This window comes from Flavobacterium sp. MMS24-S5, from assembly GCF_050320125.1.
GTDB lineage: Bacteria > Bacteroidota > Bacteroidia > Flavobacteriales > Flavobacteriaceae > Flavobacterium > Flavobacterium tyrosinilyticum.
This window is the reverse complement of the sequence record NZ_CP190016.1, coordinates 2137501-2163290: the sequence shown is the minus strand read 5'-3', so window position 1 is coordinate 2163290 and position 25790 is coordinate 2137501. Positions and strand designations below refer to the sequence as shown.

Annotated in this window: 15 protein-coding genes, 4 tRNA genes, 5 rRNA genes and 1 pseudogene (1 of these 25 running past the window's edge); 21 read left to right on the top strand and 4 right to left on the bottom strand. The window is 38.5% G+C overall.

Features of this window, described 5'->3' with window-relative positions; translation table 11 throughout:
- Positions 1-12: 12 nt before the first annotated feature.
- Positions 13-618, bottom strand: a complete 606-nt coding sequence (locus ACPWTF_RS10025; RefSeq protein WP_427875326.1) for a GNAT family N-acetyltransferase — start codon at positions 616-618, stop codon at positions 13-15.
- 218 nt (positions 619-836) lie between these two features.
- On the opposite strand from ACPWTF_RS10025, the gene ACPWTF_RS10020 reads away from it, so the two are divergent.
- Positions 837-2180, top strand: coding sequence for an FAD-dependent oxidoreductase (locus tag ACPWTF_RS10020; protein ID WP_427875325.1), 1344 nt, complete (start codon positions 837-839; stop codon positions 2178-2180).
- Positions 2181-2287: 107 nt separating this feature from the next.
- On the opposite strand, the pseudogene ACPWTF_RS10015 reads toward ACPWTF_RS10020, so the two are convergent.
- A pseudogene (locus ACPWTF_RS10015) lies at positions 2288-3804 on the bottom strand (helicase HerA-like domain-containing protein).
- A gap of 381 nt (positions 3805-4185) precedes the next feature.
- Between ACPWTF_RS10015 and ACPWTF_RS10010 the strand changes: the two are divergent.
- From ACPWTF_RS10010 to ACPWTF_RS09975, 8 genes are all read left to right on the top strand, one after another.
- Positions 4186-5010, top strand: coding sequence for a MotA/TolQ/ExbB proton channel family protein (locus ACPWTF_RS10010; protein ID WP_008464979.1), 825 nt, complete (start codon positions 4186-4188; stop codon positions 5008-5010).
- 41 nt (positions 5011-5051) lie between these two features.
- Positions 5052-5663 (top strand): ExbD/TolR family protein, encoded by a 612-nt coding sequence (locus tag ACPWTF_RS10005; protein ID WP_095928222.1) that lies wholly within the window; start codon positions 5052-5054, stop codon positions 5661-5663.
- Positions 5664-5682: 19 nt separating this feature from the next.
- A complete protein-coding gene (locus tag ACPWTF_RS10000; protein ID WP_427875324.1) occupies positions 5683-6240 on the top strand; it encodes an ExbD/TolR family protein in 558 nt (185 codons plus the stop codon).
- A 38-nt stretch (positions 6241-6278) separates the two neighbouring features.
- Positions 6279-7079, top strand: coding sequence for an energy transducer TonB (locus ACPWTF_RS09995; RefSeq protein ID WP_427875323.1), 801 nt, complete (start codon positions 6279-6281; stop codon positions 7077-7079).
- Positions 7079-7306, top strand: a complete 228-nt coding sequence (locus ACPWTF_RS09990; RefSeq protein ID WP_095928219.1) for a hypothetical protein — start codon at positions 7079-7081, stop codon at positions 7304-7306. The genes ACPWTF_RS09995 and ACPWTF_RS09990 overlap by 1 nt, the downstream gene beginning before the upstream one ends.
- Positions 7307-7311: 5 nt before the next feature.
- On the top strand, positions 7312-8235 hold the full coding sequence (locus ACPWTF_RS09985) for a PstS family phosphate ABC transporter substrate-binding protein (RefSeq protein ID WP_095928218.1): 924 nt from the start codon (positions 7312-7314) through the stop codon (positions 8233-8235).
- Positions 8236-8251: 16 nt separating this feature from the next.
- The gene (locus ACPWTF_RS09980; RefSeq protein ID WP_427875322.1) at positions 8252-9919 is read left to right on the top strand and encodes a tetratricopeptide repeat protein; all 1668 of its coding nucleotides are present in this window, start codon (positions 8252-8254) and stop codon (positions 9917-9919) included.
- Between the two features lie 102 nt (positions 9920-10021).
- Complete coding sequence (locus ACPWTF_RS09975) at positions 10022-10654, top strand: 7-carboxy-7-deazaguanine synthase QueE (protein WP_248728404.1); 633 nt, start codon at positions 10022-10024, stop codon at positions 10652-10654.
- 76 nt (positions 10655-10730) lie between these two features.
- Here the strand turns inward: ACPWTF_RS09975 and ACPWTF_RS09970 are convergent, their stop codons facing one another.
- Together ACPWTF_RS09970 and ACPWTF_RS09965 are read right to left on the bottom strand one after the other, a co-directional pair.
- Positions 10731-11276, bottom strand: coding sequence for a YfiT family bacillithiol transferase (locus tag ACPWTF_RS09970; RefSeq protein WP_427875321.1), 546 nt, complete (start codon positions 11274-11276; stop codon positions 10731-10733).
- Between the two features lie 20 nt (positions 11277-11296).
- Entirely contained in the window at positions 11297-12004 is a 708-nt protein-coding gene (locus ACPWTF_RS09965) for a class I SAM-dependent methyltransferase (RefSeq protein WP_427875320.1), read from the bottom strand.
- 72 nt (positions 12005-12076) lie between these two features.
- Between ACPWTF_RS09965 and ACPWTF_RS09960 the strand changes: the two genes are divergently transcribed.
- The 12 genes from ACPWTF_RS09960 to ACPWTF_RS09905 all read left to right on the top strand — a co-directional run.
- A complete protein-coding gene (locus ACPWTF_RS09960; RefSeq protein WP_095928213.1) occupies positions 12077-12571 on the top strand; it encodes a YkgJ family cysteine cluster protein in 495 nt (164 codons plus the stop codon).
- 102 nt (positions 12572-12673) lie between these two features.
- Positions 12674-13909, top strand: a complete 1236-nt coding sequence (locus ACPWTF_RS09955) for an ABC transporter permease (RefSeq protein WP_427875318.1) — start codon at positions 12674-12676, stop codon at positions 13907-13909.
- A 514-nt stretch (positions 13910-14423) separates the two neighbouring features.
- Entirely contained in the window at positions 14424-14678 is a 255-nt protein-coding gene (locus ACPWTF_RS09950; protein WP_427875317.1) for a hypothetical protein, read from the top strand.
- A 245-nt stretch (positions 14679-14923) separates the two neighbouring features.
- Positions 14924-16432, top strand: a 16S ribosomal RNA gene (locus ACPWTF_RS09945).
- 126 nt (positions 16433-16558) lie between these two features.
- Positions 16559-16632, top strand: a tRNA-Ile gene (locus tag ACPWTF_RS09940).
- 158 nt (positions 16633-16790) lie between these two features.
- Positions 16791-16864, top strand: a tRNA-Ala gene (locus ACPWTF_RS09935).
- A 132-nt stretch (positions 16865-16996) separates the two neighbouring features.
- Positions 16997-19879 (top strand): 23S ribosomal RNA (locus ACPWTF_RS09930).
- A gap of 180 nt (positions 19880-20059) precedes the next feature.
- Positions 20060-20169: ribosomal RNA gene (rrf, locus tag ACPWTF_RS09925) — 5S ribosomal RNA — on the top strand.
- Together the 16S, 23S and 5S rRNA genes with 2 tRNA genes alongside form the textbook arrangement of a ribosomal RNA operon.
- Positions 20170-22298: 2129 nt before the next feature.
- Positions 22299-23806, top strand: a 16S ribosomal RNA gene (locus ACPWTF_RS09920).
- A gap of 126 nt (positions 23807-23932) precedes the next feature.
- A tRNA-Ile gene (locus ACPWTF_RS09915) sits at positions 23933-24006 on the top strand.
- 158 nt (positions 24007-24164) lie between these two features.
- A tRNA-Ala gene (locus ACPWTF_RS09910) sits at positions 24165-24238 on the top strand.
- Between the two features lie 132 nt (positions 24239-24370).
- Positions 24371-25790: ribosomal RNA gene (locus tag ACPWTF_RS09905) — 23S ribosomal RNA — on the top strand (it continues 1464 nt past the right edge of the window).

Here is a 25790-nt window from a genome sequence, read left to right as displayed (position 1 = left end):
GATTTTAGTTTCCTAAAATATATTTTTACTATATTCTATAAAATAATCCTGTTTAGTATTTTCCCATTCTTCAGAAATAATACTAAAATAAACGTCATCTTTACTTTTTCCTTCAGAATCCACATAATTATTTCTGAAAACGCCTTCTTTTACAGCGCCTAGTTTTTCAATAGCTTTTTGCGATCTTATATTTTCAAGATCTGCACTAAATTGTATTCTTCTAAATTGAATTTGTTCGAAACCAAAATTTAGCAATTCAAATTTACAAGCTTGATTTAATCCTGTTCCTTGAAAAGCTTTTCCGTACCAAGTCCAGCCAATTTCGCATTTTTGACTTGCGTGATTTAAGTAACCGTAGCGCGTACTTCCAGCAACTTTGTTAGTTGCTTTGTCAATTATTAAAAAAGGATAACAAATCCCGTCTGCTTTCTGTTTTAATGTACTTTTTATATAGTTTTCGAAATCTTGATCGTTTCGAACATACATTCCCATATATTTCCAGATTTCATCGTCAAATATGATTTCTTTGAGTTCTATATTTCTTTCGTTTTCAAAAGGAATCAAAAGCACTTTCTCGTTTTCTAAAATAATCTCCGATTGGATAATTTCGCTGTTCATGAATTTTGTTTTTTATGGAATGAATTAAATCGAAAGCAAAATTAGTTGTTTAATTTCTGCGAATAAACCAAATAAAATAACAATTTGTTGTATTTTTAAAACATCAAAAAACAGGATAATCTTTGTGAATCACTATTTACAAACAATTTGTTCATTTATTTTAAGGCTCATGTACAATTATTAGTTATTTTTACGACCCAATATTAGATTTTCCCTCGATGCAAACATCTTTAAAAATTGCTGTTGTTGGTTCTGGACTTGTAGGATCGTTACTGGCAATTTATCTTAAAAAAGCTGGTCACTCTGTTCATGTCTATGACCGTAGTCCAGATATCCGAAAAATAAATTTTTCTGGACGTTCTATTAATTTAGCAATGTCCAACCGTGGCTGGAAAGCTTTGGATGCAGTTGGTGTTGGCGATTCGGTTCGAGAAATTGCAATTCCGATGGATAAACGTGCCATTCACTTGGTAGACAAACTAAATTTTCAGAATTACGGTCAAGAAGGAGAATCGATATATTCTATTTCAAGAGGAAAACTAAACAGAAAAATGATCGATCTTGCCGAAGAAGCTGGAGCTGAATTTCATTTTGAACAGAAAGTTTGGGACGTTACGTTGAACGATGCTACGCTTCATATTGGCGAAAGCGAAAGAGGCGAGTGGGAAGAAAGAAAGTTCGATATGGTTTTTGGTGCCGATGGTGCCTTTTCTAGAATCCGTCACAGAATGCAGCGCCAGAGCATGTTCAATTATTCTCAAGAATTTTTGAATATGGGATATAAAGAACTAAATATTCCAGCAAATCCAGACGGGACACATAAATTAGATAAAAACTCATTTCATATTTGGCCTAGAGGCGAGTACATGTTAATTGCACTTCCTAATCTTGACGGAAGTTTTACTTGTACTTTATTTATGCCTTTTGAAGGCGAAAACTCATTTGAATCATTGACAGACCGTAAAATGGTCGAAGATTTCTTCGAGAAAAATTTCCCAGACTCGATTGAAGTTATTCCAGAATTGGCAAATGATTTCTTTAAAAATCCAACCAGTACTTTGGTTACCATGAAATGTTTTCCGTGGACTTACGAAAATAAAATTGCCTTAATTGGTGACGCTTGCCATGCCATAGTTCCATTTTACGGACAAGGTATGAATGCTGGTTTTGAAGATATCACCGTTTTGAGCGAAATGATTGAAAAGTACCAAGACGATTGGAAAAAAATATTTTCAGAATATCAGATCTCAAGAAAACCAAATGCAGATGCTATTGCAGAACTTTCGTATCGAAATTTCTTAGAAATGAGTACCAAAACAGCAGATGAAAAGTTCCTACTGCAAAAGAAAATAGAAAAAGTCTTTTCAGACAAACATCCAGACAAATGGATTCCGCTTTATAGCCGCGTTACTTTCAGTGATCGACCGTATGCTGAAGCTTTGGCAATTGGAGATTATCAAAACGGAATTATGGAAGAGGTTCTTAGAATGCAAAATATAGAAAACATCTGGGACAGCCCAGAAGTTGAAAACAAGATTTTAGCATTATTAGAGCAGGCTTAAGTTTTATACCTATTTATATAAGTAAATATAATCTTTACACATAATAATAAACCCGACAGATTTTCAAGAATTTGTCGGGTTTTATATTTTAGGTTGGTTAAGTTCTTTTATTTTTTAAAGATTTTAGTCAAAACTCCAAACACACCTCTTATAAAAGTAGCGCTAGTTACGACTTTTAAAACAGACTTTGTAACAACTTCTGTAGTGCTTGGTCTGTTTTTGAAGATTTAGTAGGAGCTTGTGCTTCTTGTTGTGCTGCAGCTTCTGTCGCTTCTGCCAGTTTTTTGTTTAAAATTTCAAAAGCACTTTCGCGGTCAATTTCTTCGGCATATTTTTTAACTAGTTTCGATTTGCCGTTTATTTCATCAATTTCAGATTGAGATAAAACATCCATTCTGCTCATTGGCGCACGCATCATGGTCGCAACAAGCGGAGTCGGAATACCTTTTTCGTTAAGCGCCGTAACTAAAGCCTCTCCAATTCCTAAACTCGTTAACAATTCATCAGTCTTATAATAAGGAGAAGTAGGGTAGTTGTCGGCTGTTTTTTTAATCGCCTGACGGTCATTTGCTGTAAAAGCTCTTAGCGCATGCTGAATCTTTAATCCTAATTGAGCCAAAACCCCGCTCGGAACATCCATGGGGTTTTGGGTAACAAAATAAATTCCAACACCTTTAGAACGAATTAATTTTACGATTGTTTCGATTTGCTCTAATAGTGCTTTACTCGCCTCATTAAAAATTAAATGCGCTTCGTCAATAAAGATGACTAATTCTGGTTGCTCTGCATCTCCTTTTTCGGGCATTTTCTGATAAATTTCAGCCAAAAGACTTAACATGAAAGTCGAAAACAATTTTGGTTTATCTTGAATATCCGTCAAGCGGATGATATTAACGTAGCCTTTTCCATTTTCATCAATTCGCATTAAATCATCGGTTTCAAAAGACAATTCTCCAAAAAATAAATCACCGCCTTGCTGTTCCAGTTCTATAATTTTCCGAAGAATGGTTCCTGTTGTAGCAGTTGAGATTTTACCGTAACTAGCAGCAATTTCGTCTTTGCCTTCCTCAGTAATATAATTAATTACTTTCTTGATATCCTTCAAATCCAATAAAGGCATTTGATTATCATCGCAATATTTGAAGATAACCGCTACAACTCCAGCCTGTGTATCATTTAGGTCTAAAATTCGAGAAAACAGTACAGGGCCAAATTCAGAAACTGTAGCACGTAGACGAACTCCATTCTGTTTAGACAAAGACATTAATTCAACAGGAAATGCAGCTACATTATAAGGTACATTTATTTTAGCATGGCGTTCTGTAATAAAACCCTCTTCTTTGCCTTCTTTGGCTATACCGCTAAAATCTCCTTTAATGTCCATCATTAATACAGGAATTCCGGCATTAGAAAGTTGCTCCGAAAAAACCTGGATTGTTTTGGTTTTTCCTGTTCCAGTTGCACCAGCAATTAATCCATGGCGATTTAAAGTTTTAAGCGGAATTTTGACATGTGCTTCCGCAATTGGTTCACCGTCAAGCATTGCGCCTCCAAGTATGATGCTGTCTCCCTTTGAAGAATACCCCGTATTTATATCTGCAATAAAATTCTCTTTTTTATTCATGTTTTTATTTGTAATTTAGATTGTTATATGAGTATTGCTTTGTTTTTGGATACTTTTTATATGGTTTTTTTTAGTAAGAAAAAGCTTTTTTTGATTGAAAAATTAATAAAAAAAAAATTCGCAGCTTTTTAAGAAGATATCAAAGGAATCTTTGAATATTTACTAAAACGTTGTAATTTTTCTAATTATCGTCCTTTTTTTTGTTTTATTTAAAAAATGACGCCGCCAATTTAATGAGATATTTTTTAAATCGAAGTTAAATTTCGGTCAATTAAATTAAAAAAAGTTTTTTTATTTAAACTAAACGTATAAATTTGCTCCTCTACAAGTTAAATATAACTAAAAAATAAAAATTATTTAAAACTATTAAAATTAAAAAAAATGGCAAACGTTAAAGTTAAAAAAGAAAGCACTTCAAATGGCGGAGGAATGATCACAGGAATCATTATTGTAGCGTGTATCTTAGTAGGGGTGTTTATTTGGAAAGTAATCATGGGGGATTCTGCTAACTTCGAAGGAGGTAATCCAGAAACAGGACATCCAATCAATACATTAGGACAAGTATATAAAGGAGGTTTCATCGTACCAGTATTATTAGGTATGTTTTTAATGGTTGTTGTTTTTTCTATCGAAAGATTTATTGTTATTGGTAAAGCTGCTGGAAAAACTAACCTTGACAAATTCATGAAAAGCGTTCAAGGAAGTATTAAAGAAGGAAACATCGAAGCTGCTATCGCTTCTTGCGATAAACAACAAGGTTCAGTTGCAAACGCAATTAAATCTGCTTTGGTAAAATATCAAGATGTTAAAAAAGAAGGATTCAACAGTGAAGAAGCTTCTGAAGTAATCCACAAAGAAATTGAAGAGGCAACTTCATTAGAAATGCCAATGTTAGAGAAAAACATGACTATTATCTCTACTTTAGTATCTTTAGGTACATTAGGAGGATTATTAGGAACTGTATCTGGTATGATTAAAGCGTTTGGTGCGTTAGCTTCTGCTGGTACTCCTGACCAAGCTGCTCTTGCAACAGGTATTTCTGAGGCACTTATCAACACTGCTACAGGTATCTCTACTTCTATCTTAGCAATTGTTTCTTACAACTTCTTTACTGCTAAAATTGACGATTTAACTTACTCTATCGATGAGGCTGGTACTACAATCGTTAATACTTACAGAAAATTCAGAGGAAGTTTAAGACAATAATTAATTTTTGATTTTATATCAAAAAAATAAAATAAAAGATAATGGCTAAAATAAAAATGAAAAAAAAGTCTACATCGACAGATATGACTGCGATGTGTGATGTAGCGTTCCTTTTGCTAACGTTCTTTATTTTGACCGCTACTGCTAAAGTGCCTGAGGCATTGCCTGTGGATATGCCTGCTTCTGTTGCAATAAGTAAACTGCCAGATACTGATTTGGCTATTATTACAATAGGAAAAGGGAAAGTATTTTTTGACATCAAAGGAAGAGAAGTTCGTAAAAGAACTCTTGAAGGAATGGGTGCAAAATATGGTATTGAATTTTCAGAAGAAGATAAAACCAAATTTGCTCTTATGGATGATTTTGGTGTGCCAATTACAGGTTTGAAGCAAATCATTGATATGAAAGCGGCTGACAGAACCAAAGCAAACCAGCCTGGAATTCCTTTGGACTCATTAGATAATCAATTGAAAGAATGGCTTCTAATTTCTAGAAGAGCGACAATTGATTTGGATGACAAAGAATTGCAGATTGCGATTAAAGGAGATGCTAAAGAAGAATATCCAAGAATTAGAAAAATTATGGATATTTTGCAAGATCAGAAAATCAATTCCTTTAACTTAGTTACTGGTAAGAGAGGAAGAGACTTTTAATTAAAAAATATACACTAAGATGGCTGAATTAAATACCGGCGACGGCGGTGGTGGTAAAGGTGGTAAAGTAAGAAGTAAAAAGCAGAATTCGAAAGTCGATTTAACAGCGATGGTGGATTTGGCATTCTTATTGATTACATTCTTTATGTTAACTACTTCGTTGTCAAAACCTCAATCAATGGATTTGTCATTGCCTAATAAAGAGCCAGATGATAAACCAACAGATAATACTAAGGTAGACGAGAATCGAACTATGACAGTAATGTTAGGTGGCGATAATAAAATGGTTTACTATATGGGGTTATTGGCATCACCAAAAGTGGGGCCAAAAGATATTGCATATGGTAAAGATGGAATCCGTAGAGAATTGTTGAAACAAAAGAAAAATGTTTTAGCATATTCTGCAGCTTTAGGGAAACCTAAAAACGGAATCATTGTGATCATTAAACCAACAAAAAAATCAAATTACCGCAATTTGGTTGATATCTTGGATGAAATGGCTATCACTGGAGTTGAGACGTATGCAATTGTTCCTGAGTTTACACCAGAAGAAACAAAAGTGATAGATAAAAAATAAGAGCAATCTTAGTTTTATCGACTTAAAAATCAAGAAGTATGAAATTAGATATTATAAAAAATCAGTGGCTTGATATCGTATTCGAAGGACGTAATAAGATATATGGAGCATACGAGCTGAGAAAATCAAACGGAAAAACAACTGTGAAAGCACTTGTTATTGGTTCTCTTATCTTTAGTGCTGCTATTGCTGCTCCTCTTATTGCGAGTTTGTTGCCAGACTCAACAGAAGAAGAAGAGGTAAAAGAGGTTAAGATGGCTGCGGTAAAATTACCTCCTAAAAAAGAGGAAGTTAAGCCTAACATGCCACCGCCACCGCCGCCACCACCAAAAGTGGATCAGGTTAAATTCGTTAAACCTGTGGTTGCAAAAGCGGAAGAGGTAACTGAAGACCCACCAAAAATTGTTGAGTTAAAAGACAAAAAAGTTGGTGCTGAGACTATCAAAGGAGATCCAGATGCAGTTTTAACTGTTGATGAACCAGTTGGAAAAGGACCAGTAGCAGAGGTGGTACAAGAAGATAACACTGTATATAACACAGCTGGTATCGAAGTAAAACCAGACTTCCCAGGAGGTATTGAGAAATTCTACAAATTCGTAGGAAACAACTACAAAACTCCAGAAGAAGAAGGCTTAAAAGGTAAAGTTTACGTTACGTTTGTAGTTGAAAAAGACGGGTCATTAACAGATATTAAAGTTTTAAGAGATATCGGTTATGGTACAGGAGCAGAAGCAATTCGTGTTCTTAAGAAATGTCCAAAATGGACTCCCGGCGAGCAAAATGGTAAAAAAGTTAGGGTATTATACTCTCTTCCTATTACTATTCAATCTGCAGAATAATGTTAAAAGATATGCTTAATAATATTCAGAAGAAATCGCTCAAAGAGCGATTTCTTCTTGTTTTAGGAATACTGTTTTTTTTAATTTATCTTGTGCTCGGTTTAATGATTATGTTTTGGGAAAAACTCCCACTTAACATGGAACCAAAATACAGATATGCTTTTGGTGGATTACTAATTGTGTACTCTGCAATAAGATTTTTAAGATTAATTAATTCAAAAGAATAATAATTATGTTGAAATATAGTAAGCCTTTAGGTTTGGTTGTTTTTGTCTTTTTGTTTGCCATGTGCAACCAAAAAAGCAAGAATGAAACTGAAAAAGAGACCATTTTGAAAGGGTCACTTGATCTTGCGGTTGACGAAACAGTAAAACAAATTGTGGACGATCAGGTTGCTGTTTTTGAAGGTACTTACTATGATGCAAAAATTAAGGTAAAACCAGAATCAGAAGCTGAAGTAATTAATGATTTGTTAAATCAAAAGGCTAAGGTCGCAATTACAACTCGCGATCTAACTGTAGAAGAAAAAGCTCGTTTTGACAAAAGTAAAATTAATCCAAGAGTAACTCCTTTTGCTCATGACGCTATTGCTTTTATTTCAAGCAAAAGCAATAATGATACATTAATCGCGTTGAAAACTGTGATTGATTTCATGCAGGGCAAAACAGATGGCAAAATTAAAGGCCTTGTTTTCGATAATCCTAATTCAAGTACGGTTCGTTACATGAAAGAATTAGCAAAAGTGAATGAAATACCTAAATCGGGAGTTTTCTCATTTAAAACAAATAATGAGGTAATCAAATTTGTTTCAGAAAATGAAGGAATGATTGGTGTTATTGGTATTAATTGGTTTTATCAGCCAACTCCTGACATGACAGAGACTATTAATAAAATTAATGTTCTTTATGTTAAAGGTTTGAACAGTAATGAATATTATAGTCCAACTCAAAATGACTTGGAAATTGGAAAATATCCTTTGGCACGTGATTTGTTTATTATCAATTGTCAAGGTTATTCTGGGCTAGGAATGGGGTTTGCTTCATTCATAGCAGGTGACATCGGCCAAAGAATAGTTTTAAAATCGGGACTGTTACCATACAAAACTCCAGGGCGAAAGCTAAAAATTAGAAATGAAATTATAAAAGATAAAGAATAAATTAATTACAATAAAGATGAATAAATTTAAAATTTTAAGTCTTGCATTAGTTGCCTCGGCTACCGCGGCAAGTGCGCAAGATATCAACCAAGCAAAGAAGGCAATTGATGCTGAACAATTTGATAAAGCAAAAACGATCCTTAAATCAATCATCAAAGCTAAACCTTCAGACGGGGAAGCAAATTTTGTTTTAGGAAATGTTTATTTAAATCAATCAGTTGTCGATTCTGCAAAAATCTATTACAATAATGGATTACAAGCTTCAGATAAGAAAAATTTAAGCTACATTGGTTTAGGACAATTAGATCTTGATGCAAAGAATACTGCTGCTGCTCAAGCTAATTTTACCTTAGCAACCAAAGACATGAAGAAAAAAGATGTAAATGAATTTATTTACATCGCTAGAGCTTACATGAATTCTGAGAATCCAGATTATAAAAGCGCTACTGACGTCTTGAAAAGAGCTTTATTAGTAGATCCACAAAATGCACAAGCACTTTTGGCAATTGGAGATGCTTACTACGGAGCAAACAACCAAAACGATGCTTACAAAGCATATCGTGATGCTTTTACAGCTGATAATACTTTGTTAAGAGCGAAAATGCAATTAGGAGTTTTATTAAAAGGTGCTAAATCTTACGATGAAGCAATTAAATCTTTTAATGAAGTTATCGCGTTAGATGCTAATTACGGACCAGTTTACAGAGAACTTGCTGAAACATACTACAAATGGGCAAGAAACAAACCTTCTACTGCTAAAGTTAACTTGCAAAATGCAATTACAAACTATGAAAAGTACTTAAGTTTGACAGATTACTCTCTTGATTCTAAAATGCGTCATGCAGATTTCTTAATCTTGGTTAAAGATTACAAACAATTAGAGACTGTTGCAAACAAAATGATTGCTCAGGATAAAGTAAATCCTAGAATTTACAGATATTTAGGATATGCTGCTTACGAAAATGGAAATGTTGATGTAGCTATTAAATCTATTGAAGATTATATCAAAGCTCCAGGAAACAAAGTTATCGGTAGAGATTACTACTATTTAGGTCTAGCTAAAATTAAAAAAGGAACTGCAGCTGATGGGACAGTAGATCAAGCAGCTTTTGATGCAGGTTTAGCTGACATCAAAAAAGCAGTTGAATTAGAGCCTTTAGTAGTAGAAGAATTCGCTGATTTCGGAAAAGAGTTATTTGGTAAAAAACAATATGCACAAGCTGCTGCTATTTTTGAACTTGGAGCAGCTAATTCTGAGTCTAAAAATTACTTAGATGACAGCGTTTATTATGGAATTTCTTTGTACTATGGTAATGCTAGTAAACCAAAAGAAAGCCGTGATGCTGTTGCTTTAGGGAAAGCTGATGCAGCTTTTGATAAAATTTTAGTAACTGCTCCGAGCTATGATGAAGCGTACTTGTACAAAGCAAGAATTAATTCTTTATTAGATAAAGATGATTTGATCATTAAAAACTACGAAGAATACGTTACTAAAATTTCAGCAAAAGGAGCAGAAGAAGTGGCTAAGCCAGCTGTAGCTAAGAAATTTATTGAAGCTTACAATGGTATTGGTGCGGCTTATGCTAATACAGATAAAGCTAAAGCTATTGAATATTTTAATAAAACTTTAGTTTTAGATCCTGCAAATTCATATGCTACACAATCTATAAAAGCTTTAAAATAATTATAAGTTTAAAGAGAATATAAAAAACCGATAGTTCAAATAACTATCGGTTTTTTTTGTTCCGTATATTATTGACTATCTTTGCACTCTTAAAATATTAAAATGTTACCAAAAGAAATACAATTAGAAGTAAATAAAGGAGCAATGCTTCCTTTGATGGAAGAATTTTATACCATCCAAGGAGAAGGTTCACATACAGGACGAGCTGCTTATTTTATTAGAATTGGTGGATGCGATGTAGGATGTCATTGGTGTGATGTGAAAGAAAGTTGGAACGCCGAGCTTCATCCGCCAACAAGTGTGGATTTAATTGTTGAAAATGCTGCAAAATATGCTGATACAGTTGTAGTGACTGGTGGAGAGCCTTTATCTTGGGATATGACATTTTTAACAAAACGATTAAAAGAAAAGAATCTAAAAGTTCATATTGAAACTTCTGGAGCTTTTCCATTATCAGGAACTTGGGATTGGATTTGTCTTTCGCCAAAAAAGAACAAATTGCCAACACAAACCGTGTATGATAATGCTCATGAGTTAAAAGTGATTATTTATAATAAACACGATTTTATTTTTGCAGAAGAGCAGGCAGAATTAGTAAACGATAATGCAATTTTATTCCTTCAGCCAGAATGGAGCAAAAAAGAAGAAATGACTCCGCTTATTGTTGATTATGTTATGAACAATCCAAAATGGAGAGTTTCATTACAGACACATAAGTATCTTAATATTCCATAAAACAAAAAATCTCTTCAGTAGAAGAGACTTTTTGTTTTATACAAGTATACAGTTTGTGTAAAAAGTAAACAACTCCTTATTTCCACTTTTTATAATTTTTCAAGGCAGTAATGTGTGCAAGATGATGGTTTCCATGCCAGGCATACATTCCGATAATTTTTTTGAGTTTGTTTTCTGAATTATCTGAAGGATGTATAAATGTTTTTTCTAAATCAGATTCAGATAATTTTCTCATAAGATAACCTAGTCTGAAATGAAGTCCTTTCAATAATTCCAAAGTTGGTTGAATAGGCATTGTTAAACTATCATTTAATTCAGACCAAAGAACTTCGTCGTAAGCTTTGATAACTGGATTGTTCTCTGTTAATGCCCATTTAATTCTGATAAAACAATGCATATGGCTTTCGGCGCAATGATGAATGACTTGTCTTACAGTCCATCCGTCAGGACGATAGGGCGTGTCTAATTGTTCATCTGTTAAATGAATTGTTTCTTTTGCTAATCTTTCTGGAAGAGTTTCAATTTCTTTAATTTTTTCAGAAAGATATTCTGCTGAAAAAATTTCTGGAGCAATAAATTTTCCAATAGGATATTTTAATTTCTCTAAATCTAGTTCTTTCATAGGTTTTTTATGGTTTGTTTTTAAATGGTAAGTCTAGCTAAATAATCATAATGCTCGCCCTCTAGAACAAGTTCGCAATTTAAATTATTGGCAATCGCTGCATTTTGAAGCGTGTTATAATCCAAATACAACCAATCAAAAGGTTCTTCTTTTTCTCCTTTATAGCTAATATTAAAAACGAGCTCTCCATAGTAATCATTTTCAGACGGAATCCATTTTCCGCCATCTTCATCCTCATCAAACATATAAATGATATCCGAACTGTCAATTAAAATTTGTCCGCCAGGATTTAAAAGAGATTTTAGTTTAGTTAGATAGGAATTGCAGTTTTTTAACTGGCCAAAAATCCCTGTTCCGTTCATTAGAAGTAAAATTGTATCGAATTTTTCTCCATCAAAATCGAGAATATTTTCAACTTTAGCGTTTTTTATTCCTCGAAGACGGCAAGTCTCAATTGCTTTTTCAGAAATATCAATAGCGGTTACATTTAAACTGCGTTCATTTTGCAGGGATAAAGCATGACTTCCAGCTCCGCACCCTACATCCAATATTTTTCCTTTTGCCAATTGCAAAGCCTTTTGCTCAATTTTCGGCATTTCGTTATAAGAGCGGAAAAGATATTCGACACTCATTTCATCTTCTTCAGAAATAGAAGTTTCAGTAATAATGTCTTCAGGTGAATTTTTGGTGTAAAAATCAAATATTGCTTTCCCAAAAAGATCTTTCATTGTTTTAGTTCAAAGTTTAAGGTTTCAAGTTCAAAGTTGTTTAATTTTGCAAATCAACTTTAAATACTAAACTTGAAACAGATTTTAAATAATTTAAGTAAGTTAGCCAAAGATAAGCATAACGAGAATAAAAAGTATTTCGATAAGCTTAAAAAGAAACCGCCAAAGAATTTAGATTACATTATGCAGGATTTGCATAATGCCGAATTCAAAAGGACGGATTGCTTGAAGTGTGCTAATTGCTGTAAAACGACTGGGCCATTGTTTACTTTGGCAGATATAGAACGAATTTCTAAACACTTTAGACAAAAGCCTCAGCAATTTATTGATCAGTACTTGCGAATTGATGAAGACAAAGATTATGTTTTGCAAAGCGTTCCATGTACGTTTTTAGATAATGAAAATTATTGTATGATTTATGATGTTCGTCCGAAAGCCTGTAGAGAGTTTCCTCATACAGATCGAAACAAATTTTATCAGATTTCTAATTTAACTTTGAAAAACGTCGAAATTTGTCCAGCAGCATTCAACATCGTCGAGGAAATGAAAAAGAAGCTGCCGTTATGATTGAATATACAGGCAATTGTTTCTAAGAATATCTTGATTTCCTTTTTTAAGATGTATTTTTGAGAAAGGAAATAATTAAACAACATAAAGAAAACTCATAATTTGAATTTAGAATATTTCATAGCCAAAAGACTTATTACTGCAAAAGATTATAAAAGCAGTATCTCGGCGCCCATTATAAAAATTGCGATTTCTGCAATTGCAATCGGAATAATCATGATGATGGTTTCTGTTGCCACAGGAATAGGCTTGCAGAAAAAAATTCGCGATAAAGTTTCTGCTTTTAATGGCCAAATCATAATTTCTAATTATGACAATAATAATTCAGAAGTTACAACAGTTCCAATTTCAAAGGAACAAGATTTTTATCCTAATTTTAAATCGGTTCCAGAAGTAAGCCATATCCAAGCAGTGGCCAGTAAAGCTGGAATAATTAGAACAGAAAATGCTTTTGAAGGAATTATATTTAAAGGCGTAGGAGCAGATTACGATTGGAATAATATTAAAGAATATATTGTTGAAGGGAAAATTCCAGATTTTGCAAAAGCATTGAATGAAGATGTTATTATTTCAAGATTTCTTGCAGATCGTTTAAATTTAAAAATTGGAGACCAATTCAATACTTTTTTTATAAAAGAAGAGCAAGGTAAACTTCCAAATAGCCGTAGATTTAAGATTGTCGGAATATTTAATTCCGGATTCCAAGATTTTGATGCAACATATATTATCGGAGATATCCGCCATATTCAAAGAATCAATAAGTGGACAGAGAGTCAAGTTGGAGCATTTGAGGTTTTTGTAAAGGATTTTAATGAAATTAAATCCACAGGAAATAAAATTTACGAAAAAACCTCTTCTAATCTAGATACACAAACCATTGTAGAAAAATACAGTTATATTTTTGACTGGCTTAAGCTCTTTGATTTTAATATAGTAATCATTTTAGGGGTCATGATTCTCGTGGCAACAATTAACATGGTAGTGGCATTGCTGGTTCTCATTTTGGAAAGAACTCAAATGATTGGAATTTTAAAATCTATGGGCGCAAATAACTGGTCAGTACGTAAGATATTTTTATATAATGCCTTTTACTTAATTCTACGTGGACTATTCTGGGGAAATTTGATCGGAATTTCAATTCTATTAATACAGCAGCAATTCGGCATAATTAAGCTCAATCCAGAAAACTATTATGTAAATCAAGCGCCAGTTTATCTAAATTGGATGTATATACTATTATTAAACCTGCTTACGGTTGGTGTTTGTTTCTTGGTGCTATTAATTCCTTCTTATATAATAACAAAAATATCACCTGTAAAAGCGATCCGTTTCGACTAAGTAAAAAGTAAAGCACAATATCTAACCCGACAGTTTTCCAAAACCTGTCGGGTTTATTGTTTATACATATATATAAGGGGAAAATCTCGATTGTCCGTCTGAGCGAATCCGAAGCCCTTTTAGCGGCAGCATTTGGAATTTGAAAATTGAAATTTTGTTATTTATTAGAAGCTGTTTCCCGCTATCCGCTCCAATCTTTTGTGCCGAACCCCGGCACAAAAGGATTTCCGCTTCTATCGGGGCTAGTACACCGGTTTTCAGAGGCGGCTTAAAGGGGAAAAGGGCTGGTTTTGGAAGCAAGAGAGGGAAAAGCTTGGCGCCTCAGCGCCTTTTCGGGATAAAAAAGGGAAGAGAGCGCCTTTTGAAAATATGGAATCTCTTCAAAAAATGGGCTTAAAGGCTGAAAACTCCGTAAAAAGGGAATGCCGAAAGGAGCGGAAAATGCCAAAACATTGAAGGTGTGCAGAAAAAACTCACAATTATTCAAAAAAGTTTAAAATGTAAACAGGCTGTTATGAGTGAGTTAAGAAATAAAGCAAAAAAAGATGGGAAAAATGTAAAAGAAAGTGTTGGAAATGTAAATAAAGGTTCTACTTTTGCACCCGCAACAGCGAAGGCGTTCATCGAAATACTGGCAGGAAAGGAGAATCTGGCGAAAAGAAATTTTCAAAAAAAAGATTCGAAAAAGCTTGCGAGATTTGAAAATGCTTTCTACATTTGCACCCCGCAAAACACGGAAAGTTCATTGAGATACTGGGAGGAAAAATAAAGAAAAGGAAACGAAAAAAAAGTTTCAAAATTTTTTAAATTTTTCTTGCAGGAAACAAAAAGAAGTTTTAGTTTTGCACCCGCTTTGAAACACAGGCGAAACACAAAAAGAAGACACGTTCGTAGACATATTGAATTGACAGCCGTTTTAAGAGAGATCTTAAAACAAAAAGAATAAGAGCAGTAGAATCGGAAGATTCGAAAAGAACCGATAGGAAAAGCATCGACTATATAATATTAAAATATACGATGAAGAGTTTGATCCTGGCTCAGGATGAACGCTAGCGGCAGGCTTAACACATGCAAGTCGAGGGGTAGAGGCTTTGGGCCTTGAGACCGGCGCACGGGTGCGTAACGCGTATGCAATCTGCCTTTCACAGAGGGATAGCCCAGAGAAATTTGGATTAATACCTCATAGCATTATAGGATGGCATCATTTTGTAATTAAAGTCACAACGGTGAAAGATGAGCATGCGTCCCATTAGCTAGTTGGTAAGGTAACGGCTTACCAAGGCGACGATGGGTAGGGCCTGAGAGGGAGATCCCCCACACTGGTACTGAGACACGGACCAGACTCCTACGGGAGGCAGCAGTGAGGAATATTGGTCAATGGGCGCAAGCCTGAACCAGCCATGCCGCGTGCAGGATGACGGTCCTATGGATTGTAAACTGCTTTTGCACAGGAAGAAACACTCCGACGTGTCGGAGCTTGACGGTACTGTGAGAATAAGGATCGGCTAACTCCGTGCCAGCAGCCGCGGTAATACGGAGGATCCAAGCGTTATCCGGAATCATTGGGTTTAAAGGTGCCCGTAGGCGGTCTTGTAAGTCAGTGGTGAAAGCCCATCGCTCAACGGTGGAACGGCCATTGATACTGCAGGACTTGAATTATTGGGAAGTAACTAGAATATGTAGTGTAGCGGTGAAATGCTTAGAGATTACATGGAATACCAATTGCGAAGGCAGGTTACTACCAATGGATTGACGCTGATGGACGAAAGCGTGGGTAGCGAACAGGATTAGATACCCTGGTAGTCCACGCCGTAAACGATGGATACTAGCTGTTGGGAGCAATCTCAGTGGCTAAGCGAAAGTGATAAGTATCCCACCTGGGGAGTACGAACGCAAGTTTGAAACTCAAAGGAATTGACGGGCTGCACAAGCGGTGGAGCATGTGGTTTAATTCGATGATACGCGAGGAACCTTACCAAGGCTTAAATGCAGACTGACCGATTTGGAAACAGATCTTTCGCAAGACAGTTTACAAGGTGCTGCATGGTTGTCGTCAGCTCGTGCCGTGAGGTGTCAGGTTAAGTCCTATAACGAGCGCAACCCCTGTTGTTAGTTGCCAGCGAGTCAAGTCGGGAACTCTAACAAGACTGCCAGTGCAAACTGTGAGGAAGGTGGGGATGACGTCAAATCATCACGGCCCTTACGCCTTGGGCTACACACGTGCTACAATGGCCGGTACAGAGAGCAGCCACCTCGCGAGGGGGAGCGAATCTATAAAGCCGGTCACAGTTCGGATCGGAGTCTGCAACTCGACTCCGTGAAGCTGGAATCGCTAGTAATCGGATATCAGCCATGATCCGGTGAATACGTTCCCGGGCCTTGTACACACCGCCCGTCAAGCCATGGAAGCTGGGGGTGCCTGAAGTCGGTGACCGCAAGGAGCTGCCTAGGGTAAAACTGGTAACTAGGGCTAAGTCGTAACAAGGTAGCCGTACCGGAAGGTGCGGCTGGAACACCTCCTTTCTAGAGCCCCAAGTGTTAGCTGAAAAGCACGCTGGGGAAATAAGATGCCGGACTAGAGGTTTGGAATCTGAGATTGTATTGCTCTTGCTGTTAATTTAAAAAAATGATAAAAATTAAGTAAAACAGAGTCTCGTAGCTCAGCTGGTTAGAGTACTACACTGATAATGTAGGGGTCGGCAGTTCGAGTCTGCCCGGGACTACTAAAACTTCAGATTTAAGATTGTAGATTTTAGATTTAAGAAGTGAAACTGAAAAGCTTGATTTTAAAGGAAATTCTGGAAGCTGGGATTCACCAAAGGAAATTAGAGAAGAATTAAGAAATCTAAAATCTGAATTCTAAAATCTAAGATTTAAAAATGGGGGATTAGCTCAGCTGGCTAGAGCGCCTGCCTTGCACGCAGGAGGTCAACGGTTCGACTCCGTTATTCTCCACAATCCCGATGAATCGGGAAAAAGTTCATTGACATATTGAGATAAGAAAATAATAAGAAAGTAGAAAGCGTTTTTTGCAATTTATTGCAAAAGACAAAACAAAACGGTCTTGTTTTAATTGGCAAGATTGGTGCAATAAGCAAAATAAGGGCGCATGGGGAATGCCTAGGCTCTCAGAGGCGATGAAGGACGTGATAAGCTGCGAAAAGCTGCGGGGACTGGCACACACAGATTGATCCGCAGATATCCGAATGGGGCAACCCGCTATGTTGAAGACATAGCACACCGATAGGTGGGCAAACCCGCTGAACTGAAACATCTAAGTAGGCGGAGGAGAAGAAAACAAAAGTGATTCCGTAAGTAGTGGCGAGCGAACGCGGATTAGCCCAAACCATTTATGTTACGGCATAGGTGGGGTTGTACGACCGCGACATTTCATGTGCAAGGAACCGGAAGCTTCTGGAAAGGAGCGCCATAGAGGGTGACAGCCCCGTATGGGTAACGAGCATAATGGATAGCGGTATCCTGAGTAGGGCGGGGCACGTGAAACCCTGTCTGAATTTGGCGGGACCATCCGCTAAGGCTAAATACTCCTGAGAGACCGATAGTGAACCAGTACCGTGAGGGAAAGGTGAAAAGAACCGTGAATAACGGAGTGAAATAGATCCTGAAACCATGCGCTTACAAGCGGTCGGAGCCCTTTCGTGGGGTGACGGCGTGCCTTTTGCATAATGAGCCTACGAGTTAACGCTGCTGGCAAGGATAAGTGGTTAAGCCATGGATCCGCAGCGAAAGCGAGTCTGAATAGGGCGCTTTAGTCAGTAGTGTTAGACGCGAAACCGTGTGATCTACCCATGGGCAGGTTGAAGCTGTGGTAACACACAGTGGATGAGCCGAACCGGTTGACGTTGAAAAGTCTTCGGATGACCTGTGGGTAGGGGTGAAAGGCCAATCAAACTCGGAAATAGCTCGTACTCCCCGAAATGCATTTAGGTGCAGCGTTATTTTAGTTATATAGAGGTAGAGCTACTGATTGGATGCGGGGGCTTCACCGCCTACCAATTCCTGACAAACTCCGAATGCTATATAATGATTGATAACAGTGAGGGCTTGGGTGCTAAGCTGCAAGTCCGAGAGGGAAAGAACCCAGACCATCAGCTAAGGTCCCCAAATATATGCTAAGTTGAAAGAACGAGGTTTGTCTGCCCAGACAGCTAGGATGTTGGCTTGGAAGCAGCCATTCATTTAAAGAGTGCGTAACAGCTCACTAGTCGAGCGGACGAGCATGGATAATAATCGGGCATAAGCATATTACCGAAGCTATGGATTTGTATGTAAATACAAGTGGTAGGGGAGCATTCTGACAGGGCTGAAGGTGTATCGTAAGGTATGCTGGACCGGTCAGAAAAGAAAATGTAGGCATAAGTAACGATAATGCGGGCGAGAAACCCGCACACCGAAAAACTAAGGTTTCCACAGCTATGCTAATCAGCTGTGGGTTAGTCTGTAACCTAAGGCGAACCCGAAAGGGACAGTCGATGGCCAACGGGTTAATATTCCCGTACTTCTTATTGCTGTGATGGGGTGACGGAGTGATGAAAGCGCCGCGAACTGACGGAATAGTTCGTTAAAGCACCTAGCTATAGGGTCTCTAGGCAAATCCGGAGATCTTGGTGAAATGCGATAGTACTCGGAGTCTTCGGACAAAGAGATAGTGCGCCTAAGGGCTTCCAAGAAAAACCTCTAAACTTCAGGCAGTAAGAACCAGTACCGTAAACCGACACAGGTAGTTGAGGAGAGAATCCTAAGGTGCTCGAGAGATTCATGGCTAAGGAATTAGGCAAAATAGACCTGTAACTTCGGGAGAAAGGTCGCCCCGAGCAATCGGGCCGCAGTGAAGAGGTCCAGGCGACTGTTTATCAAAAACACAGGGCTCTGCAAAATCGTAAGATGAAGTATAGGGCCTGACACCTGCCCGGTGCTGGAAGGTTAAGAGGAGATGTTATCTTCGGAGAAGCATTGAATTGAAGCCCCAGTAAACGGCGGCCGTAACTATAACGGTCCTAAGGTAGCGAAATTCCTTGTCGGGTAAGTTCCGACCTGCACGAATGGTGTAACGATCTGGACACTGTCTCAGCCATGAGCTCGGTGAAATTGTAGTAACGGTGAAGATGCCGTTTACCCGCAGTGGGACGAAAAGACCCTGTGCACCTTTACTATAGCTTAGTATTGACCTTGGATAAATGATGTGTAGGATAGGTTGGAGACTATGAAGCGGCGTCGCCAGGCGTTGTGGAGTCATTGTTGAAATACAACCCTTTGTTTATCTGAGGCCTAACCCCGCAATGTGGGGGACAGTGCTTGGTGGGTAGTTTGACTGGGGTGGTCGCCTCCAAAAGAGTAACGGAGGCTTCTAAAGGTTCCCTCAGTACGCTTGGTAACCGTGCGTAGAGTGCAATGGCATAAGGGAGCTTGACTGAGAGACATACAGGTCGATCAGGTACGAAAGTAGAGCATAGTGATCCGGTGGTTCCGCATGGAAGGGCCATCGCTCAAAGGATAAAAGGTACGCCGGGGATAACAGGCTGATCTCCCCCAAGAGCTCATATCGACGGGGGGGTTTGGCACCTCGATGTCGGCTCGTCACATCCTGGGGCTGGAGAAGGTCCCAAGGGTTGGGCTGTTCGCCCATTAAAGTGGCACGCGAGCTGGGTTCAGAACGTCGTGAGACAGTTCGGTCTCTATCTACTGCGGGCGTTAGAAATTTGAGTGGATCTGATTCTAGTACGAGAGGACCGAATTGGACAAACCTCTAGTGTATCTGTTGTCCCGCCAGGGGCACCGCAGAGTAGCTACGTTTGGAAGGGATAAGCGCTGAAAGCATATAAGCGCGAAACCCACCACAAGATGAGATTTCTTTTAAGGATCGTGGAAGATGACCACGTTGATAGGCTACAGATGTAAAGGCAGTAATGTCATAGTCGAGTAGTACTAATAATCCGTAAGCTTATGCACAAACTTTTCCCCCCGAGCAATCGGGAGGAAACTTTCTAAAAAAAGCTTGTTTGTTTCTTTATCTCAGTATGTTAAAATATTATTTTAATTATTAATTGCAGATTTCCACCCGAGGCGATAGCCGAACGGAGCGAAGCTAATTATTAATTGGAAAGATTGCCCAAAGCAATTGTAACTTCTTAAGGTGGTTATTGCGGCGGGGCTCACCTCTTCCCATCCCGAACAGAGAAGTTAAGCCCGCCTGCGCAGATGGTACTGCAGTTTTGTGGGAGAGTATGTCGTCGCCTTTCTTTTGAAAACCCTATCCAAATCGGATAGGGTTTTCTGTTTTTAGGAAAATAGGGAAACTGTGCGGGACTCCCATGCTTATCGGGAGCTGCCGCCTTTCCTTTAAGAATCCCTCCCAATCCCTCGGCAGGGATTTTCTGCTTTTTAAAGGGTTTTTCTTTAGTGAATTTAGCTGTAAAGAACGGAATGATTCTGCTTGCGATTATGAAGAATGTAAAGCTGTCTTGAGATGTGTATTGGGATTTAGCAACAAAGAGCATAGTGAATTTTATTTTATTGTCTTTGCGAAGTATAAAGTTTGCAAAGTTTTTAATCTTTGGAGTTTGAAATTTTATCCTTAAGTTTTAGAATTGGAATTTCCTTTGAAAAGAGATGTCTTATTTACTCGGGATCGTGCAAGGGATAGAAGCGGTGTCATTTTGCGAAATGCTAAACTTTTGGTCGAGCCTTGCTCTAAAACCTTTTTCACAAAAAAAAAATAACGCGCAGCTCGGCCTGAAAGGAAATCCTCAAATTATTATCCTCAATATTTACTATTTGTTGTTTTTTGAAAACAATGTGTATCCGATTTTTTGAATTGTTAGGATTTTATTTCGATATTTCTAGGTTGAATTTGTTTTGGTTAATAGTCTTTTATTTATGCGGTATTCTTCTAAATGGAGGGAGTGTACTTTTTGTGTGCTTATATTTCCGAAAAACCTGGGTAAACTTTTCTAGAAAAAAAACTTATGGTCTGATCAGGTGTGAAGTTTTCAAATTAATTCTGTTTAATTTTTGCAATCAATTTTTGACGAAGATCTTCCTGCATTGTTCATCTTTGCTTTTTAGATTTAATTATGAAGTGAAAAAGTTAGTCTTTTTATTTCTGTAAAGATGTTTTGGATATTGGGTAGCTACTTGTATTTTGGTCTGAAAAAAATATACAAGTAATTTCTTTATAGGTAGATGTTAATTTAAATTTTTGGATAGAAATGTGTTTTAGTTTGGATATGTTTTAATGTTTGAAATAGGTGAGTATTTTTTATGGACTAGACATTGCGAAGCGTAGTTTGTTAATGTGCATTAAAATAATAGAGATTGAGGAGGTTGTTGTGTGTGAAATAAAAGGCTCAGGTAGTAAATTTTTTATTGGGATAAATTTTATGGAGCGATTGATTTTTTATAATTCTTTGTCGAAAGTTTAATTATTGCTTTTATACTAGGATTTTAAGTTGAATGTTTTTTATTTCTGCTTTCAAGTCTTTGTGTTTAGTTCTGGCTAATAGAGTTTTCTTTTAGAGGGATTAGTTAAATTCTTTTTATACGATTTTATCTTTTTGAATGCTGATAAGAGTTTTTTTTTGTTTTTGTTGAGTTTGTGTAAAGTTGGATAATAGAGTAAATGCTTGCATTTAGTGGCTTTTTGATTTCATGTAAAATATTAAAAGCGGTTTAAACATTGCTTTTTTAGAAGTTTGTTATTTAGTAAAAGTTTAAATGTTTATTAGAAAGTAATTTTTAAAGTCTGAAAAAATATGCGAAGTCTCTAAAACTTGGGGTTTTTCAGCGGGACTTATTATGAAAAGAATAACACTACTAAGAAAAAACTTATAAACCGATAAAAAAGTTCGGTCTGTAAACGGCGAGTTATTAGAATGTTAAGAAAAACATGGAAAAAATATCAAAAAAACTCTGTGAAAAAGCTTGCGCAAGCGGAAAAAGGTTCTACTTTTGCACCCGCAACAGCGAAGGCGTTCATCGAAATACTGGCAGGAAAGTAGAATCAGACGGAAAGAAATTTTCAAAAAAAAAGATTCGAAAAAGCTTGCGAGATTTGAAAATGCTTTCTACATTTGCACCCCGCAAAACACGGAAAGTTCATTGAGAGACTGGAAGGGAAATTAGAGAAAACTGGATTGAAAAAATCTCAAAAAAAAAACTTTAAATTTTTCTTGCAGGAAACAAAAAGAAGTTTTAGTTTTGCACCCGCTTTGAAACACAGGCGAAACACAAAAAGAAGACACGTTCGTAGACATATTGAATTGACAGCCGTTTTAAGAGAGATCTTAAAACAAAAAGAATAAGAGCAGTAGAATCGGAAGATTCGAAAAGAACCGATAGGAAAAGCATCGACTATATAATATTAAAATATACGATGAAGAGTTTGATCCTGGCTCAGGATGAACGCTAGCGGCAGGCTTAACACATGCAAGTCGAGGGGTAGAGGCTTTCGGCCTTGAGACCGGCGCACGGGTGCGTAACGCGTATGCAATCTGCCTTTCACAGAGGGATAGCCCAGAGAAATTTGGATTAATACCTCATAGCATTATAGGATGGCATCATTTTGTAATTAAAGTCACAACGGTGAAAGATGAGCATGCGTCCCATTAGCTAGTTGGTAAGGTAACGGCTTACCAAGGCGACGATGGGTAGGGCCTGAGAGGGAGATCCCCCACACTGGTACTGAGACACGGACCAGACTCCTACGGGAGGCAGCAGTGAGGAATATTGGTCAATGGGCGCAAGCCTGAACCAGCCATGCCGCGTGCAGGATGACGGTCCTATGGATTGTAAACTGCTTTTGCACAGGAAGAAACACTCCGACGTGTCGGAGCTTGACGGTACTGTGAGAATAAGGATCGGCTAACTCCGTGCCAGCAGCCGCGGTAATACGGAGGATCCAAGCGTTATCCGGAATCATTGGGTTTAAAGGTGCCCGTAGGCGGTCTTGTAAGTCAGTGGTGAAAGCCCATCGCTCAACGGTGGAACGGCCATTGATACTGCAGGACTTGAATTATTGGGAAGTAACTAGAATATGTAGTGTAGCGGTGAAATGCTTAGAGATTACATGGAATACCAATTGCGAAGGCAGGTTACTACCAATGGATTGACGCTGATGGACGAAAGCGTGGGTAGCGAACAGGATTAGATACCCTGGTAGTCCACGCCGTAAACGATGGATACTAGCTGTTGGGAGCAATCTCAGTGGCTAAGCGAAAGTGATAAGTATCCCACCTGGGGAGTACGAACGCAAGTTTGAAACTCAAAGGAATTGACGGCGGCACAAGCGGTGGAGCATGTGGTTTAATTCGATGATACGCGAGGAACCTTACCAAGGCTTAAATGCAGACTGACCGATTTGGAAACAGATCTTTCGCAAGACAGTTTACAAGGTGCTGCATGGTTGTCGTCAGCTCGTGCCGTGAGGTGTCAGGTTAAGTCCTATAACGAGCGCAACCCCTGTTGTTAGTTGCCAGCGAGTCAAGTCGGGAACTCTAACAAGACTGCCAGTGCAAACTGTGAGGAAGGTGGGGATGACGTCAAATCATCACGGCCCTTACGCCTTGGGCTACACACGTGCTACAATGGCCGGTACAGAGAGCAGCCACTGGGCGACCAGGAGCGAATCTATAAAGCCGGTCACAGTTCGGATCGGAGTCTGCAACTCGACTCCGTGAAGCTGGAATCGCTAGTAATCGGATATCAGCCATGATCCGGTGAATACGTTCCCGGGCCTTGTACACACCGCCCGTCAAGCCATGGAAGCTGGGGGTGCCTGAAGTCGGTGACCGCAAGGAGCTGCCTAGGGTAAAACTGGTAACTAGGGCTAAGTCGTAACAAGGTAGCCGTACCGGAAGGTGCGGCTGGAACACCTCCTTTCTAGAGCCTCAAGTGTTAGCGGAAACGCACGCTGGGGAAATAAGATGCCGGACTAGAGGTTTGGAATCTGAGATTGTATTGCTCTTGCTGTTAATTTAAAAAAATGATAAAAATTAAGTAAAACAGAGTCTCGTAGCTCAGCTGGTTAGAGTACTACACTGATAATGTAGGGGTCGGCAGTTCGAGTCTGCCCGGGACTACTAAAACTTCAGATTTAAGATTGTAGATTTTAGATTTAAGAAGTGAAACTGAAAAGCTTGATTTTAAAGGAAATTCTGGAAGCTGGGATTCACCAAAGGAAATTAGAGAAGAATTAAGAAATCTAAAATCTGAATTCTAAAATCTAAGATTTAAAAATGGGGGATTAGCTCAGCTGGCTAGAGCGCCTGCCTTGCACGCAGGAGGTCAACGGTTCGACTCCGTTATTCTCCACAATCCCGATGAATCGGGAAAAAGTTCATTGACATATTGAGATAAGAAAATAATAAGAAAGTAGAAAGCGTTTTTTGCAATTTATTGCAAAAGACAAAACAAAACGGTCTTGTTTTAATTGACAAGATTGGTGCAATAAGCAAAATAAGGGCGCATGGGGAATGCCTAGGCTCTCAGAGGCGATGAAGGACGTGATAAGCTGCGAAAAGCTGCGGGGACGGGCACACACCGATTGATCCGCAGATATCCGAATGGGGCAACCCGCTATGTTGAAGACATAGCACACCGATAGGTGGGCAAACCCGCTGAACTGAAACATCTAAGTAGGCGGAGGAGAAGAAAACAAAAGTGATTCCGTAAGTAGTGGCGAGCGAACGCGGATTAGCCCAAACCATTTATGTTACGGCATAGGTGGGGTTGTAGCAGCCGCGACATTTCATGTGCAAGGAACCGGAAGCTTCTGGAAAGGAGCGCCATAGAGGGTGACAGCCCCGTATGGGTAACGAGCATAATGGATAGCGGTATCCTGAGTAGGGCGGGGCACGTGAAACCCTGTCTGAATTTGGCGGGACCATCCGCTAAGGCTAAATACTCCTGAGAGACCGATAGTGAACCAGTACCGTGAGGGAAAGGTGAAAAGAACCGTGAATAACGGAGTGAAATAGATCCTGAAACCATGCGCTTACAAGCGGTCGGAGCCCTTTCGTGGGGTGACGGCGTGCCTTTTGCATAATGAGCCTACGAGTTAACGCTGCTGGCAAGGATAAGTGGTTAAGCCATGGATCCGCAGCGAAAGCGAGTCTGAATAGGGCGCTTTAGTCAGTAGTGTTAGACGCGAAACCGTGTGATCTACCCATGGGCAGGTTGAAGCTGTGGTAACACACAGTGGATGAGCCGAACCGGTTGACGTTGAAAAGTCTTCGGATGACCTGTGGGTAGGGGTGAAAGGCCAATCAAACTCGGAAATAGCTCGTACTCCCCGAAATGCATTTAGGTGCAGCGTTATTTTAGTTATATAGAGGTAGAGCTACTGATTGGATGCGGGGGCTTCACCGCCTACCAATTCCTGACAAACTCCGAATGCTATATAATGATTGATAACAGTGAGGGCTTGGGTGCTAAGCTGCCAAGTCCGAGAGGGAAAGAACCCAGACCATCAGCTAAGGTCCCCAAATATATGCTAAGTTGAAAGAACGAGGTTTGTCTGCCCAGACAGCTAGGATGTTGGCTTGGAAGCAGCCATTCATTTAAAGAGTGCGTAACAGCTCACTAGTCGAGCGGACGAGCATGGATAATAATCGGGCATAAGCATATTACCGAAGCTATGGATTTGTATGTAAATACAAGTGGTAGGGGAGCATTCTGACAGGGCTGAAGGTGTATCGTAAGGTATGCTGGACCGGTCAGAAAAGAAAATGTAGGCATAAGTAACGATAATGCGGGCGAGAAACCCGCACACCGAAAAACTAAGGTTTCCACAGCTATGCTAATCAGCTGTGGGTTAGTCTGAACCTAAGGCGAACCCGAAAGGGACAGTCGATGGCCAACGGGT